Origin of the sequence: Pseudooceanicola profundi (assembly GCF_050897955.1) — a bacterium.
GTDB lineage: Bacteria > Pseudomonadota > Alphaproteobacteria > Rhodobacterales > Rhodobacteraceae > Pseudooceanicola.
In genome coordinates this window covers 3,270,407-3,285,775 of sequence record NZ_JBPAXZ010000001.1, presented here as the reverse complement: position 1 = coordinate 3,285,775, position 15,369 = coordinate 3,270,407, and the positions used below count along the sequence as shown (strand labels likewise).

At 60.7% G+C, this 15,369-nt stretch carries 12 protein-coding genes and 1 tRNA gene; 7 read left to right on the top strand and 6 right to left on the bottom strand.

Translation table 11 applies throughout. The features are described from left to right. Positions 1-46: 46 nt before the first annotated feature. From ACRARG_RS16565 to ACRARG_RS16550, 4 genes are all read left to right on the top strand, one after another. Positions 47-3,487 (top strand): pyruvate carboxylase, encoded by a 3,441-nt coding sequence (locus tag ACRARG_RS16565; RefSeq protein WP_432691386.1) that lies wholly within the window; start codon positions 47-49, stop codon positions 3,485-3,487. Between the two features lie 391 nt (positions 3,488-3,878). Then, on the top strand, positions 3,879-4,409 hold the full coding sequence (locus ACRARG_RS16560) for an SH3 domain-containing protein (RefSeq protein WP_432691161.1): 531 nt from the start codon (positions 3,879-3,881) through the stop codon (positions 4,407-4,409). Positions 4,410-4,569: 160 nt separating this feature from the next. Continuing rightward, positions 4,570-4,644, top strand: a tRNA-Gly gene (locus tag ACRARG_RS16555). A 63-nt stretch (positions 4,645-4,707) separates the two neighbouring features. Further along, the gene (locus ACRARG_RS16550; RefSeq protein ID WP_432691159.1) at positions 4,708-4,833 is read left to right on the top strand and encodes a hypothetical protein; all 126 of its coding nucleotides are present in this window, start codon (positions 4,708-4,710) and stop codon (positions 4,831-4,833) included. Between the two features lie 60 nt (positions 4,834-4,893). Here ACRARG_RS16550 and ACRARG_RS16545 read toward each other — a convergent pair whose 3' ends face one another. Both ACRARG_RS16545 and ACRARG_RS16540 read right to left on the bottom strand, forming a co-directional pair. After that, positions 4,894-5,646, bottom strand: coding sequence for a maleate cis-trans isomerase family protein (locus ACRARG_RS16545; RefSeq protein WP_432691157.1), 753 nt, complete (start codon positions 5,644-5,646; stop codon positions 4,894-4,896). Beyond that, entirely contained in the window at positions 5,643-6,797 is a 1,155-nt protein-coding gene (locus tag ACRARG_RS16540; protein ID WP_432691155.1) for a M24 family metallopeptidase, read from the bottom strand. The genes ACRARG_RS16545 and ACRARG_RS16540 overlap by 4 nt, the downstream gene beginning before the upstream one ends. A 154-nt stretch (positions 6,798-6,951) precedes the next feature. On the opposite strand from ACRARG_RS16540, the gene ACRARG_RS16535 reads away from it, so the two are divergent. The 3 genes from ACRARG_RS16535 to ACRARG_RS16525 are packed head-to-tail and all read left to right on the top strand — an operon-like array spanning position 6,952 to position 10,375. Continuing rightward, positions 6,952-8,433, top strand: a complete 1,482-nt coding sequence (locus tag ACRARG_RS16535) for an FkbM family methyltransferase (protein ID WP_432691153.1) — start codon at positions 6,952-6,954, stop codon at positions 8,431-8,433. Between the two features lie 24 nt (positions 8,434-8,457). After that, a complete protein-coding gene (locus ACRARG_RS16530; protein ID WP_432691152.1) occupies positions 8,458-9,405 on the top strand; it encodes a 6-hydroxymethylpterin diphosphokinase MptE-like protein in 948 nt (315 codons plus the stop codon). Beyond that, entirely contained in the window at positions 9,389-10,375 is a 987-nt protein-coding gene (locus ACRARG_RS16525) for a glycosyltransferase family 2 protein (protein WP_432691150.1), read from the top strand. Before ACRARG_RS16530 ends, ACRARG_RS16525 begins: the two co-directional genes overlap by 17 nt. A 98-nt stretch (positions 10,376-10,473) precedes the next feature. Here ACRARG_RS16525 and ACRARG_RS16520 read toward each other — a convergent pair whose 3' ends face one another. From ACRARG_RS16520 to ACRARG_RS16505, 4 genes are all read right to left on the bottom strand, one after another. Further along, on the bottom strand, positions 10,474-11,442 hold the full coding sequence (locus ACRARG_RS16520) for a GSCFA domain-containing protein (RefSeq protein ID WP_432691148.1): 969 nt from the start codon (positions 11,440-11,442) through the stop codon (positions 10,474-10,476). Positions 11,443-11,566: 124 nt separating this feature from the next. Beyond that, positions 11,567-12,454, bottom strand: a complete 888-nt coding sequence (locus tag ACRARG_RS16515; RefSeq protein ID WP_432691146.1) for an SMP-30/gluconolactonase/LRE family protein — start codon at positions 12,452-12,454, stop codon at positions 11,567-11,569. Continuing rightward, positions 12,451-14,415 (bottom strand): motility associated factor glycosyltransferase family protein, encoded by a 1,965-nt coding sequence (locus tag ACRARG_RS16510; RefSeq protein WP_432691144.1) that lies wholly within the window; start codon positions 14,413-14,415, stop codon positions 12,451-12,453. Before ACRARG_RS16510 ends, ACRARG_RS16515 begins: the two co-directional genes overlap by 4 nt. A 31-nt stretch (positions 14,416-14,446) precedes the next feature. Then, a complete protein-coding gene (locus tag ACRARG_RS16505) occupies positions 14,447-15,367 on the bottom strand; it encodes a phosphoglycerate dehydrogenase (RefSeq protein WP_432691143.1) in 921 nt (306 codons plus the stop codon). Between the last annotated feature and the right edge of the window lie 2 nt (positions 15,368-15,369).

Below are 15,369 nucleotides of genomic sequence, written 5' to 3'. Positions count from 1 at the left end.
CATGTCGTTTGCTGGGGGGATCAAGACCCTCATGGAGACTATTCCCGTGGCAGATTTCCAGAAAATCCTCATAGCCAACCGCGGCGAGATCGCGATCCGCATCATGCGGGCTGCCAACGAGATGGGGAAGAAAACCGTTGCCGTCTATGCGGAGGAGGACAAGCTGGGCCTCCACCGGTTCAAGGCGGATGAGGCCTATAAGATCGGCGAGGGGCTGGGGCCTGTGGCGGCTTATCTCAGCATCGAAGAGATCATCCGGGTGGCCAAGATGTCGGGCGCGGATGCGATCCACCCGGGCTATGGGCTGTTGTCGGAGAACCCGGATTTCGTGGATGCCTGCGATGCGGCGGGGATCACCTTTATCGGGCCCAAGGCCGCGACGATGCGGGCGCTTGGCGACAAGGCCTCCGCCCGCAAGGTCGCCGTGGCGGCGGGGGTGCCGGTGATCCCGGCGACCGAAGTGCTGGGCGATGACTGGGACGCCATCACCAGGGAGGCGGAGGAGATCGGCTATCCGCTGATGCTCAAGGCCAGCTGGGGCGGCGGCGGGCGCGGCATGCGGCCGGTGACCAATTCCAAGGAGCTGAAGGAAAAAGTGCTGGAGGGCCGGCGCGAGGCAGAGGCGGCCTTTGGCAATGGCGAGGGTTATCTGGAAAAGATGATCACCCGTGCGCGGCATGTGGAGGTCCAGATCCTGGGCGACAAGATGGGGAATATTTACCATCTGTATGAGCGCGACTGTTCGGTGCAGCGGCGGAACCAGAAGGTGGTCGAGCGCGCGCCCGCGCCCTACCTGTCGGAGGCGCAGCGGGAGGAGATCTGCGAGCTGGGCCGCAAGATCTGTGCCCATGTGAATTACGAATGCGCCGGCACGGTCGAATTCCTGATGGATATGGAGACGGGCGCGTTTTACTTCATCGAAGTGAACCCCCGCGTGCAGGTCGAACACACCGTGACCGAAGAGGTCACGGGCATCGATATCGTGCAGGCCCAGATCATGATCGCGGAGGGCAAATCGCTGGCGGAAGCCACCGGCAAGGCCTCCCAGTACGACGTCAAGCTGACCGGCCATGCACTACAGACCCGGATCACGACCGAGGATCCGACCAACAATTTCATCCCCGATTACGGGCGGTTGACGGCCTATCGGTCCGCCACCGGCATGGGCATTCGTCTGGACGGCGGCACGGCCTATGCGGGCGGCGTGATCACGCGGTACTATGACTCGCTGCTGGTCAAGGTGACGGCCAAGGCGCCGACGCCGGAACAGGCGATCAAGCGGATGGACCGGGCGCTGCGGGAGTTCCGCATCCGGGGTGTCAGCACCAATATCGACTTTGTCATCAACCTGCTGAAGCACCCGACCTTCCTCAACAATCAGTATACGACGAAGTTCATCGACACGACGCCGGAGCTGTTTGACTTCAAGACCCGCCGCGACCGGGGCACCAAGGTGCTGACCTATATCGCGGATATCACGGTGAACGGGCATCCGGAGGTGCAGGGCCGAGCCATGCCGCATCCCGATCTGAAACCGCCGCGCATTCCCGACAGTTCCGGCGTGATCCCGGACGGCACCCGCACCCTTCTGGATAAGGAAGGGCCGGAGGCGGTCGCGAAGTTCATGAAAGAGCAGAAGGAACTGCTGTTCACCGACACGACGATGCGGGACGGGCACCAGTCGCTGCTGGCCACCCGAATGCGGTCGATCGACATGATCAAGATCGCGCCCGCCTATGCAGAGAGCCTGTCGGGCCTCTTTTCGGTCGAATGCTGGGGCGGCGCGACCTTTGATGTGGCGTACCGGTTCCTGCAGGAATGTCCCTGGCAGCGGCTGCGCGACATCCGCGCCGCCATGCCCAATATCCTGACCCAGATGCTTTTGCGCGCCTCCAACGGTGTGGGCTACACGAACTATCCCGACAATGTGGTGCAGGAATTCGTGCGGCAGGCGGCAGAGACCGGGGTCGATGTCTTCCGCGTCTTCGACAGCCTCAACTGGGTTGAGAATATGCGGGTGGCCATGGATGCGGTCGTCGCCTCGGGCAAGATCTGCGAGGGCACGGTCTGTTATACCGGCGATGCGCTGGACCCGGCCCGCGCCAAGTATGACATCAAGTATTACGTCGACATGGCGAAGGAGATGGAGAAGGCCGGCGCCCATGTGCTGGGTATCAAGGATATGGCGGGGGTGATGACCGCGCCGGTGGCCAGGGTGCTCTTCCCCGCGCTGAAGGATGCGGTGGACCTGCCGATCCACTTCCATACGCATGATACCTCCGGTGCCGCGATCTCCACCATCCTGACGGCCGCCGAGGCGGGCGTGGATGTGGTTGACGTGGCCATGGATGCGCTCTCCGGCAACACCTCCCAGCCGACCTTCGGGTCGGTGCTGGAGGCGCTGAAGCATGGCGACCGGGCCAGTAGCATCGATATCGCCAAGGTGCGCGAGATCTCCAACTACTGGGAAGCCGTGCGCGGCCAGTATGCGGCGTTTGAATCGGGCATGCAGGCGCCCGCGTCGGAGGTCTATCTGCACGAGATGCCCGGCGGTCAGTTCACCAACCTCAAGGCGCAGGCGCGGTCGATGGGGCTGGAGGAGCGCTGGCACGAGGTCGCGCAGACCTATGCCGAGGTGAACCAGATGTTCGGCGATATCGTGAAGGTGACGCCGTCGTCCAAGGTTGTCGGCGACATGGCGCTGATGATGGTGTCGCAGGGTCTGACGCGCGCCGATGTGGAAGACCCGAAGAAGGAGGTCTCCTTCCCCGACTCGGTGATCGACATGATGCGCGGCAATCTGGGCCAGCCGCCGGGCGGCTTCCCTGATGCCATCGTCAAGAAGGCGCTGAAGGGCGAGAAACCTAATCTGGAGCGCCCCGGCAAGAATCTGAAACCCGTTGATCTGGAAGAGAAACGGGCGGAAGCATCGGCCGCCGCCGGCGATGTCGAGATCGATAATGAAGACCTGAACGGCTACCTGATGTATCCCAAGGTCTTTACCGATTACGCCACCCGCCATGCCACCTATGGCCCGGTGCGCTGCCTGCCGACGCTGACCTATTTCTACGGCATGAAGCCCGAGGAAGAGATCACGGCGGAGATCGACCCCGGCAAGACGCTGGAGATCCGGCTGGTCACGGTGGGCGACACGCAGGACGATGGCGAGGTGCGGGTCTTTTTTGAGCTGAACGGCCAGCCCCGCGTGATCCGCGTGCCCGACCGCAAGGCCACCGGCGGCAAGGCCGCCCGCCCCAAGGCGGAGCCCGGCAATGCCAAGCACATCGCGGCGCCCATGCCGGGCGTGGTGGCGTCGTTGGCCGTGGGAGCGGGAACGAAGGTCAAGGAGGGCGACCTGCTGCTGACCATCGAGGCCATGAAGATGGAGACCGGCCTGCATGCCGATCAGGACGGCGTGGTGAAGATGGTCCATGTCGCCGCAGGCGCCCAGATCGACGCGAAGGATTTGTTGATCGAGATGGAGTGACTCTTTCCTCCGAGTGAAGAGACACTTGCACGCGACAAATGACGCGAAGAGCAAAATATTTTTGACCGCCCCAATGATGCGCCTTGGCGTCTAATGCACTTGTGTTAACCTTAGTTAACAGGTGTTGGGGTGCGGTATGCGATCGCGTTGGTGGATTACACTTTTCCTTATCAGTCTGGGCATTGGTTATGTTTTCGGAGCCTCGGGCAGCCCGACGGATGCCGGGCGGACAAATGAGGTCGCGGCCGCACCGGTACAGCTCGAAAAATCGGCCGATACCTTTCCGTTTCCCACGCCGAAGGTGCAGCAGAAGGTTGCCGGAACACCGGACAGGACGCCGGTTCCGGTCGATCCGGCAAAAGCGGCGGTTCTCACCGGGCCGGAAGAGGTCATGCCCGCCGCGCTGCCCCAGGCCGTCGCAGCTCCCCCTGCGGTATCGACAGGAGAAACGCGTTTCATCAGCGCCGAAAAGCTGAATATCCGCAGCGGCCCTGGAACGACCTATCCCGTTCAGCTGAGCCTGGGCCGAGGGGCGGAGGTGATGGTGATGGCTGAATCCGGGGGCTGGTCGCATGTCCGGATCAAGAACAGTGGGCAGGATAACCTGTGGGCCTCCAGCCGGTTCCTCAGTTCCAAACCGAACGCCGCGGCCATCCCAGCACGCAGTGTGCCAAAGCGAACCGTCGCGGCCCCCAGCAGCCGGGAAGTTGCCGTGGCCAAAAAGCAGATTATTGCACAGAGTATCTCGGCCTACCCCGGCTCTTGCCCCTGCCCGTTCAATGTCGATCGAGGCGGGCGCCGCTGCGGTGGGCGCAGCGCCTGGTCACGGGCAGGCGGCTATGCACCGCTTTGCTATGAAAGCGATGTGACTTCGGCCCGGCTTGCGACATATTTTGCGCGCGAACGGGGGGCCACCGAATGATGTAACCGGCGAGATGTCGGGGCGCCGCCTGAGCCTTCTTCTCAGGAAGAGCGGGCGTCTCGCGTCTTTGCCGGATACGTGCAAGAATTCTGCCGAAGCGCCCAAATTTCCTCTTGCACCCGTCCCGAAGTCTTTATACATGCTCCCCTACCCAATGGACGCGGGCGTAGCTCAGGGGTAGAGCATTACCTTGCCAAGGTAAGGGTCGTGAGTTCGAATCTCATCGCCCGCTCCAATTTTCACCGACAGTTTCTTACCGGTATCGTGGGTCACAAGCGGCCCGCAGGGCGCCGCAGGTGTGTCTGGAGCTATGCTTGCCGGATCGCTTCAGATGGCGCCGCAGCTGATTGTGCTGGTGCGGCGTCGCGCCGTCTTCCTGCAGGAAGGTGCCACGACGGGGTTTCTGTCAGGCATCCGGAACTGAAAGCCTGTCGCTCCGGGTCGCGCGTATGACGTCGGGCGCCCCGGGGCGCAGCCGCCTTTTTCACGGACAATCGAACAGTCTGCCCGGGCTGTCCGTGGCGGTCTGGGCCCCGGACAGATGGCGCATATGCCAGGCGAGCACCTGGTTGCTGCTGAGAACGGGCATGCCCAGACGCGCCTCCAGCCGGGGGATGACATCGAGTGTCCGTAGATTCGTGCAGGAGATAAAAACCGCCTCCGCACCAGAAGCTGCGCCGGCCCTGAGCGCCGCATCGAATATAGAGTCGGGGTCGATCCGGGCCACGGCGGCTTCATTTGCCTCACCAAAGCTCAGGGCCGCGGGAACGGAAATGCCCCGCGCCTGAAAAGCCTCGACAAGGGTGGCGGCAACCTGCGGTTCATAAGGGGACAGGATGCTTACGTTTTTCACACCCAGTGCCGCGAAGGCGGCCGTCGCGGCCGTCAGAGGGTCGGTCACATGGCGGGTCCGCGCCTGACCGGAGACAAGCTCTGCCACCTTATCGGCGCCGATCAGCGACGTGCCGGAAGTACAAGCATAGGCAATCACGTCGAATTCGGCAGAAGGCGGGAGGAGGCCTGCGGCAACAGGCAGATCGGCGGCCATTGCGTGGATCGTGTCCGCGGTAAGCTCCGCACCGGACCGGATGCGGCTGACATGCAGCGCGACGGCGGCGGAGGGGAAGAGGCGACGGAAATCCTGTTCGATCGTCTCATCAACCTGAAGCACGATCATCCCCAGCGTTCCCGCCGGTCCGATACGTCCGGTCAGCCGATATGGTTCTGACTGCGTCATGTCAGCACCGGAATGTCGGTCGAGATCGCCGGCGACAGGCATTCGGCGCCCGACGCGCGGAGCACGACATTCTCCTCGTGAACCATAATGCGGCCGGGCGCGATCTCTATCCCCGGCTCGATCGCCAGCACCATGCCCTCGCGCAGCGGCCTGTGATCCAGCGGCGACAGCGATGGCCATTCCGTCAGCGCAATCCCCACCCCATGGCCGAGCCGTCCGGCCAGAGGGGTCGCCTCCCTCCGGGTCAGTTCAGCGACGATTTTGGCATGCAGATCGCTGGCCGTGCCGCCCGGTCTGAGCCCGCCTATGACCTCCTCCGTCGCCTCGACCAGGATGGAATGGGCGCGGCGGGTGTCTTCTGTTGCAGCACCGATGGCCCAGTTGCGGTCGAAATCGCAGAAGTAGCCCTGGCAAACGGCCCCCGTGTCCAGCATCAGAACATCGCCCGCCGTCAGCTGATGGTTGGATGCCGGTGAAATCACATCGCCATAGCCCCCTGCCCCGGCCCCGCCGGCCAAGTAGCTGACCCAATCCGCGCCTTCTTCCAGCAAGGTCATCTGGAACCGGCGAAACAGCTCTGCCAGCGGCAGCCCCGGACGGGCGAATTCCGGAACCCGGGCGAAGGCGCGTCCGGCGATGGTGCATGTCATGCGGATGCGGTCGATCTCGGCCTCCGATTTGATCTCCCGCACGCGGTGGAGCACGGCAGTGGCATCGGCCACGCTGCGCGGGGCGATCCGCTCTGTCAGCCGCGCATAATCTGCCAGGGGCATGCGCAGCTGGGTTTCCGGCCCCATTGCCACGCCCAGCCGCCCGGATGGCGGGATCATCGCGCAAAGCGCGTCAGCCAGAAGGCTGACCCCATCGTCCCGCGGGTCCGGCGACTGCCATGTCCGGATATCCGTCAGCCAGCTTTGGTGCATCAGATCGGCGCCAATGGCGGGAATGACCGCAACCGGATCGCCGGACTGGGGCAGGACAACATACCAAGGGCGGGTCGGGCTTTCCCAGAACCGGGTCAGAAAACCGGACAGATAAAAGATGTCATGCGCCCCGGTCAGCAGAACCGCGTCCAGGCAGGTCTGCCGCATCTCCTGCTGAAGCCGCTGCGCCCTGCGTCGGAATTCCGTTTCGGGGAACATGCAGGTCATTGTGGCGGCCCCTTTCTGAACGCCCTCAATATAAGGCCCCCCGGCCTTGACCCCCGGTCCGGCCTTCGATACGCGATGACTGACTGAGTACATAGCGTTGCCGATCTTTGGGCATCGTCACATGCGCGCCAGCAGACGGCCAATCGTGAGGCAAATGAGAAACTTTTTTTATAGATTCGGAATATTTCGCTTTCTGTACCGTACTGTCTTTTCCGTCCGCCAGAAAACACGGAAAATCCTCGTTCACCTGGACGAACTTCGTCACGAGTCCGGCCACCGCCAGGACCATCTCCTGCAAGAAATCCGAGAGACTCGGACCCTACTGGACCAGAAGTTTGCCCGCGCGGAGGGCGAACAAAACCGGTTGCGGGAGAAGACGAAGGAACAGGCCGACTTCAACTACAAAGCGCAGAGGGACTTTCTTGAGGATGCCCTGCATTCCCTGAAGCAAACCGCGCAACGTACGGTGGACCAGCAAGCGGCCGATTTCAGGACGGATGTCGTAGCGCTGAAACAGGAGCAGACCGAAAAGCTGGATTTCCTGTTCGAGGCGCAGACCAATGCGATCACCGAACTGCGTGACGGGATGGCAGCCCTGAAGGCCGAAATGGAAACGCTTCGCATGGCAGATGCGCGGCGCGGCGACTTCCTGCATATGCGTCAGATCGATTTTGAGAAATCTCTCAACGAGTCTTTCCTGAAAATGCGGCAGAAGGACCAGGAAAATCAGGCGGCCACGCTAACCAAAATTCAGGCCGAAATTGCATCTGTCGCCACGAAAGTCGCGCATACCACGCCAAGGCAACCGGAAAAGCCCGGTTATGAGAAACTGTTTCAGGGAACGTCGCCGCGGCTGCGCCGCATCCCTCGGCTCAAAGAATCTCTCCACGACTATGAAGGCGTCATCCCTGACAGCCAGCCGTTCAAGCTCTGGGATTTTGACGTCAGCTATTTGGATCGGAAATCCCTGTGGGTGCAGCTGCACGAGCTGGTGTTTCGTGACGAATATTACTTTTCCGATCAGGCAGATGCGCCGCTCAGGATAATTGACGGCGGCGCCAACATCGGCCTCTCGACACTTGTGTTCAAAGAACTCTATCCGAATTCCCAGGTCATCGCCTTTGAACCCAATCCGGAATGCCATGCAGTTGCAGAACGCAATTTCACGCAGAACAATCTCAAAGATGTGACACTCTATCGCGCGGCGCTTGGCGCAGAAAACGGCCGCGAAACGATGTACATCAGCGACGTCGACAATATGGCCGCCTCTCTTGCCCCCCGAAATGCAGTTCAGGCTCAGGAACGCAAAAAGATCGAAGTCGAAGTTCTTGCATTGTCCGATTTCCTTGACGAGCCCACCGATTTCCTGAAACTCGACGTGGAGGGCGTAGAAGCGGAGCTGATGGCTTCGGTCGCGGACAAACTCAGAAATGTCGATACGATCTTCTGCGAATATCACTTCGGGGAAGGGCGAGAAGGAAACAGCCTGCGCGACATCATCGATATCCTCGACGATAACGGGTTCGATTATCAGATTGCAAAATCGGTTTGGTTCGGGGACCATTCAGAATATCGCCCGATATCCCATGTGGGCAAGGATTACAGTGGGGTCGTTTACGCCAAAAAACGGTCATGACGCTGATGTAATGGAGGCAATATCATGCGGCTAATCCGGAAAACTGATACGACACCGGACGTTCGTGACAATCTGGACGCCGATCTTGCCGATCTCGTCGCTCGGCTGGAGCGCGCTGAACGGCGGCTCGATCAGGTTGGCGCGCTTGAAGAGAAGATTGGCGCCCTAGAGAATTCGCTTCGTAATCGTGGTTTTGAGATCAACAAACTCAAATATCAGGCGACGCTTGCAAACCGGACAATGGAGAGCGCGTTTCGCGCAATATTCGGTCGCAGCCTGAACGAGTTCGTCGACATTCACAAAGGCGAACGCTGCTTTGTCGTCGGGAACGGTCCATCCCTTAACAAAATTGATATGACCCGGCTGAAATCCGAAATCACGCTCGGCTCCAACCGCGCGTTCCTGGGATTTCCGAAATGGGGGTTTTCCTATAATTACTGGATGGTTCAGGATCGCATTCTCGCCGATCAGAATGCGGATGAATTTGCCGAGAAAATCCCCGCGGACACTGTCAAATTCATCCCCTACACGATCCTAAAATATTTCAACGTCTCAAATCTGAAAAATGTTGTTCCCGTGCATCTTGACTATACCAAGCAGTGCACGTTTTCGAATGACCCGTCGGGCCTGCACGAAGGTTTCACCGTGACTGTCGGGCTTCTTCAGATCGCCGCTATTATGGGCTGCCGTCAGATTATCCTTGTCGGAGCAGATCACAATTACCCCATTCCGGAAAGCAACGTGAATTCCGACAGAAAGTGGTCTGGTGAAGGTCTGCAGACCCATTTCTCCGAAGACTACACCAATCATCAGAATGGTCAGGTTTGGGAGATGCCGGACGTCGTAAAAATGACGAAGGCCTATGATGCTGCCGCGAAATGGGCCGAAGAAAACGGCATCGAAATATTGAACGCGAGCCCCGGCTCCAAACTGAATTCGTTTCCCAAGGTATCATATGACAGTCTCTTCTGACATTGAATCCAAGACTCCACTCATATCGGTTGTGGTGCCGGTGTATAACACCGAGCCATATCTTGAGGAGTGCCTCGATTCATTGCTCAACCAAGACCATGAAAACCTTGAAATAATCTGTGTCGACGACTGCTCTCCTGATAACTCAATTGATATTCTTCAGAAGTACGGGCAGTCTGATCCTCGTGTGACGACGCTCCGCCATGAGGTCAATCAGGGACTTGGTCCGGCCAGGAATACCGGGATCAAGGCTGCAAATGGCGGGCTTATCGGGTTTGTAGACAGCGACGACTGGATCGAACCCGAGATGTATTCAAAGCTGCTGGAGCTGATGCAGACGTCCGGCGCAGATATCACACAATGCTCGGCCGCCCGAATTTCCGATGGGCGCAATATAGGGTCCTACCCTGAATCGAATGGTGTTCGCACCTCATTCACCATGCACAGCATGTTTGGCGAGGCTCCGAAATTTGTTGGCGCGGCCTGGAATAAACTTTATCGCAAAAGCCTGTTCATCGATAACGATATCTTTTATCCGGCCATTCTGTTCGAAGATGTCGCCACGACCCCGCGCCTTCTTCAATGTGCGAGCGCCGTTGCCAGCCTGTCCGAAAGCTACCTGAATTACAGATACCGCGACGATTCCATTGTCAATGACGTGCGCCCCGACAAGATCATCGCCCGGCTAGATGGGCTTTTTGAGGGCGCAATGATCCTTGCCCGGTTTTTTACGGCGCGTAAGGTCGCTTCGCTCGAATTCATTCTGAATTACCGGGCGTATCTGATGCCGCAGATCCATCGAAACCTACGCCTCGCCGCGGAGATCGACCCGTCCGGCGAGGCGCTGGAATCTGCCCTTTCTACGCTGGAATCCTATCTATTGGGAGAAGATGAGCGGATCCGGTACTTTTTTCCCGATCGTGTCAGAATGATCCAGAGGCTTCGGATCGAGACGCGCACGCCCCTTTAATCTGACGCCGCTGAAAAGGGTGCCAGCAGACTGGTGCCGATCTATCGGGTGGCCTGGCGTACCGACCGGCCACCAAAAGAAACCTCAGACCGGCCAATTCAGCCTTCGACATATGCGTCCCGGAAACGCCCGGTGATGCTCCAAACCATGGGGGGTTCGACGTGGCGCTGGTCGTGCCGCCACGCCATGGAGCGGGGCGAATAGGTGACCATTTCATAACTCGGGAAATAGTCGACGTCGTCATGCGCCCGAAACATGTCCTGCGCCACGGCCCGGAGAGTCGATTTGGAATAGGAATTCGCCACGATGATGTCCTGATCGGAAAATGTTCGAAGCAAAGGTACCGGCGACACCGTCAGAATGAATTTCGGTGAGACGGTGGAGTGTTTGCGCACCAGATCGAGCGTTCGGCTGACACTGGCCCGGCATTCCTCGTAGCTGGAATTCCGGAATTCGAACCGGCCCGTCCGTTTCGCATATCGCCAGTCGATTGGCGCGTCATTCAGAGGAATGCCCGTTTCCGTATCTGTCCAGCCTTCCGTCAGACCGAGGGTGATGAACACAACATCGGCCTGTTTGATGGTCAGGATGGTCTTACGCACCGCCGCCGCCGTTGCGAGCTGATCTTCGGCTTCGAGCTCCCCCACCCGGTGGAGCTGAGGATTCCACTGTTTCGGCGCATTGATTTCAATGAACCCATGATCGAGCGGACGATCGTTCAGGGCACAGTCCAGTTCGGTTTCCATGGCCTGGGGCGTGAATTTCGTCAGCACCTCGTTCTGAGCGTAGATCACACGCTCGCGTGCGGCAGCCGGCAATTCGAGGTCGAGCGACAGCACTTCGGCGCCTGCCGTTCTCATCGCCATTTCGATGTTTCGGGCAAAACAGGACCCGATACCGAAGTATTTGGAGGTTTTCGGGAAGTGAAACTTTGGCGTGAAGGCAATATCGACATAGCCGTCTTCCGTCAGGCGCGTGGCCGCGTCGTGCGGGGCATGTCCGGTTTCCTTGAATTTATCATCCAGGCCTCTGGACCAGTGCTGATAATGCGTGTCGATCTTGCCCATGTCTTTGCACCACCTTTGGTTAGCCGCCCAAGACTCCGCAGTTTGGCCGGAGAGTTCAAGCCTTTTCGGCATTGGTGACCGCGTTGATGTTCGTCCGGAGGCACGACGCGCAGCCTCACCCTGGTCAGGGGAGGCCGGTCAGATCGACAGGTGGCGGCGCGACCCCCTGCCCTGCGTCTGAAAAGGCAAAGACCCGGCCGGCATCGTCGGCCCAGGAAGCCGGCTCGGGCGGCAGGTTCTGCCGGGCCGTGGTCACGAAAAGCGTGGTCAGATCCGCGCCTCCGAAGACCGGGCATGAGGTATGCCCGGTCGGCAGCGGGAGGCTGTGGCGTTCCGTCCCGTCCGGCGCAAAAACCGTGACGCAAGCAGAACCCCAGAGCGCGATCCAGAGGTTGCCCTGCCGGTCCGTGACCGCGCCGTCGGGTTTCCGTTCCGGCCGGTCACCGGAGGCGCGCAGGTCAAGAAAAGGCTCTGCCGGCCCTGTCGGCCAGCCGGTGGCCATGTCCAGCGGCTGACGGAACACGCGCCTTTGGCGGGTGTCGGAAAAATAGGCCCATTCCCCTGCCGGAGAGAAACAGATCGCGTTCGGCACGGTCAGGCCGGTGTGCAGGCGGCGCAGCTCGCCCCGGTAGTATCGGTAGATTGCGCCACGCTCTGCGACCGTTTCCTTGTGCATCGTGCCGATCCAGAACCCGCCCAGCGGGTCGGTGCGGCCGTCGTTGCTGCGCATATCGGGCTGGTCGCTCTCGATCGGGCAGAGGATGGTCTCCCGCTTTGTGGTCAAATCGTATTGGATAAGATCGCTTTCGCTGGCGATGACCAGCGTGTTCGCATCGACCCATCCGGCGGCAGATACCATGCGGTTGAACTGATGCTCTGTTTCGGTCGTGTCGCCCCGTGACAGCATCCGGCCCCCGAGTATATCGAACCAGAAGAGCTCCTGCCTTTGGGGATGCCAGAACGGGCCCTCGCCCAGCTCGCAGGCGCGTCGATCAAAAAGCTCTGCTTTCATGATGCGGCTCCGGGCAGAAGATCGTCCAGGCTGGCGCGGTCGAATACGGTCAGCTCGGTTTTTCTTGACGCATTCACGATCCTGACGCCGGCCGCGTCGCAGATATCCCGGGCCCGTTGGTACGAGACTTCGAGCACGTCGAGATTGGGCTTGTGCCAGACCTCTCCCTCGGCACGGTACTCGGGATGGAAGTGATTGATTTCGCCGTCATATTTATAGGTATTGCCGCGTTTTGTATCGGGAAGCCGGTAGCTGTGATCGACCCCGATCAGAACGATTTCAGCGGCCCCCATGAACAGTGCCAGCTGGATCTGCGTGTAGACGATGGTAGAGCCCCAGTGGACGCCATGGCTCAGATCGCGGCTAAAACCGGGGAAGTCGGGATCGGACAGGGGCTCGTCAAAAGATTTGGGCGGGATCAGCGGCATAAAGACCGTGTCGGCGGCATGATAGCCGTGGTTGCGCATATGTTCGGGAAAGATCTTGATGCTGTCCTGAAGCGCATGAATTTGCTCCATGCTGTTGCGCAGGACCAGGTGATCTTCCACCGAATAATAGGTCGGGCGCCAGCTGGTCTGGTCATAGGCCAGGAAGATTTTGTTCGAGGCAAAGCTGACTTCCCCGCTCATCCGGTCGAGGTCGGACATGTCGAGGCTGGGCCCGTTGCCAACAATGTAGACACGCGTCCCCTGATGCCGGTTGCGCAGCAGGGACAGCATGGTCCGGCTGGCGCGGTCCAGATCGGCCCGCACCCGGGCCGGGTCCGCGAGGCCGGCATGATGCATGCGGTCCTCCAGCGGTTCGATCATCGACTTTGCGGTGCGGACCAGATCATCGCGGCTGGCCCTGAGCGCCAGGAACATGTCCGATGTGCTGTCGCTTTCGCTGACGGTGTTCGCCATATCTTGCGCGCCCGTCAGCGCGAGTTGCGTCAGGGGAACGCCGCTGTCGACCCGGCGCCAGGTCTGGACCGCGGACCAGAATGCCGCATCCCCGGGACGGATCTCTGACGGCGGCCTTGCGCCTCGCAAGACACGTGCGAAATACCCAATCTTTTTGGGGGCTTCGATCTTTGGCGGGACGCCGGGGTCGCGCGGCTGATAGGCGCCGCCGAGGTTCGCCGGGCTGACGATGCGACAGCGGCCGGCCCGGATCATCCGGGACAGGTATTCAGTCCCGTCCTCTCTGGCATGCGCCGCATGGGGGAGACCGTTTTCATGTATGTCCCGCGCGTTGAACAGATGGGTCGCCCAGCCGGTCCCGCCCGTCGCGGCGGCCGTGGCGAGCTGCACGCCGGGCCGCAGGTACTGGGTGAACCCAAGCAGCGACTGGATATCGTCAAGGCACTGCGCCCCCCGGCCCGGGTCCAGCACCGCGACATGGGTCAGGCCGCGCCCGCGGCACTGGCCGTAGAGCGCGTGATAGATGGCCAGGCCGGTGCCAGACAGGCCGGGGGTTTCGGGCCGGACGAGACGGGTCAGGCCATCGGGGAGGTCGGGTTCGGCCTCGGCGGGGCGGTCCGTCAGCAGCACCAGTTCCAGCGCATTCGTGATGGCGAATTCGCGGTACAGCTCGGCTCTTGCGTCAGTTAGGGCCGCGGCAAGTTGCGGGTCTTGTCTTGCATCCACTGCGACGGCCAGCCTGGCGATCGGATCTTCGGGGCGCTGGTTCGTCCCGATATAGAGATCGAAGCGGCTGTCGGGCGCGGCGGTGATCTCAACCTCCACCCGTCCGTCCAGATCGGCACAGTGCAGCGGCGGCGTATATGCGGAGCCTTCGGCATCGCGGTGCAGCGTGCAGATATCGGTCGCCTTGCCGTCCGTCGCTATGTGGACAAACCGGGCGGAAGCTTCGCCCGAGGTCAAAAACAATTCCGCGCCAAAGGAGTCGAGCGTTGTGGCGGCCCGCCATGCGCTGACATCAAAGATTGCGGACCCGGACGGCGTGCGGAGGTCCTGCAATCTGTATCGGATGCCGCGCCCTAACATCGGTTCAGCCTGTCATGTGGCGGAACAGGTTATCCAGCGTGTTCGCATGCACATATTCAATCGCTTCGACCGTGCTGTTGGCATTGTGGCTGGACAGCGCGACATTTTCAAAACTGCGCAGCGGGCTTTCTGCCGGCAGCGGTTCGACCTCGAAGACATCAAGCGCGGCGGCGGCCACCTTGCCGGAGTGCAGCGCCTCGATCAGGGCAGACTCGTCGATCAGCCCGCCGCGGGCGACATTGCACAGGATGACTCCGTCTTTCATCCCGGCAAGGCTTTGTGCGTTGATCAGATGGTAATTCTCTGCGGTCTGGTTGCAGCACAGGGTGATGACATCCGCCGTCTTCATCAGGCTGTCGAGCGGCACCATGGCGGTCCCGTCGGGGGCGTCAGACATATGCGGGTCATGGGCGATGACCGTCATGCCCAAGCCGCGGGCCCGCTGGCCGACGCCCTGACCGATCGCGCCATAGCCGATCACGCCCATGGTCCGGCCTGCCATGCCCGGGAAACGCCCCTTGGGCCAGCCGCCTTCCCGGATCGTGCGATCGGTCCGCGCCAGGCGCCGGGTGGCAACCAGCAGCAGTCCAACGGCGTATTCGCTGACTGCGTCGCGGAACGCGCCGGGGCTGTTGCAGACGGGAACGCCCAGGTCTTTCGCGGCCGCCAGATCAATGGAGTCGATGCCGGTGCCCCATTTGGAAATGACCTTCAGACGCGGCAGACTCGCTTCGATGACCTGTCGCGTGATCCGGTCATCGCCCGCCAGCCAGCCGTCGATCTCTCCGGCAAAGGAGAGGCACTGCGCCTCGTCCATGAACTGGTTCACCTCGGGCCAGATCGGGTCGACGCCACGCGCCTTGAGAAGCGCGTCGAACCGGTCGCGTTCGTTGATCATCATGATATTGGAAACGAGAACTTTCATCG

Coding starts and splice junctions, on each gene's coding strand:
- ACRARG_RS16560 (WP_432691161.1), top strand. CDS start 3,879: ATGCCCGCCGCGCTGCCCCAGGCCGTCGCAGCTCCCCCTGCGGTATCG.
- ACRARG_RS16545 (WP_432691157.1), bottom strand. CDS start 5,646: ATGACGCAGTCAGAACCATATCGGCTGACCGGACGTATCGGACCGGCG.
- ACRARG_RS16540 (WP_432691155.1), bottom strand. CDS start 6,797: ATGACCTGCATGTTCCCCGAAACGGAATTCCGACGCAGGGCGCAGCGG.
- ACRARG_RS16535 (WP_432691153.1), top strand. CDS start 6,952: ATGAGAAACTTTTTTTATAGATTCGGAATATTTCGCTTTCTGTACCGT.
- ACRARG_RS16530 (WP_432691152.1), top strand. CDS start 8,458: ATGCGGCTAATCCGGAAAACTGATACGACACCGGACGTTCGTGACAAT.
- ACRARG_RS16525 (WP_432691150.1), top strand. CDS start 9,389: ATGACAGTCTCTTCTGACATTGAATCCAAGACTCCACTCATATCGGTT.
- ACRARG_RS16520 (WP_432691148.1), bottom strand. CDS start 11,442: ATGGGCAAGATCGACACGCATTATCAGCACTGGTCCAGAGGCCTGGAT.
- ACRARG_RS16515 (WP_432691146.1), bottom strand. CDS start 12,454: ATGAAAGCAGAGCTTTTTGATCGACGCGCCTGCGAGCTGGGCGAGGGC.
- ACRARG_RS16505 (WP_432691143.1), bottom strand. CDS start 15,367: ATGAAAGTTCTCGTTTCCAATATCATGATGATCAACGAACGCGACCGG.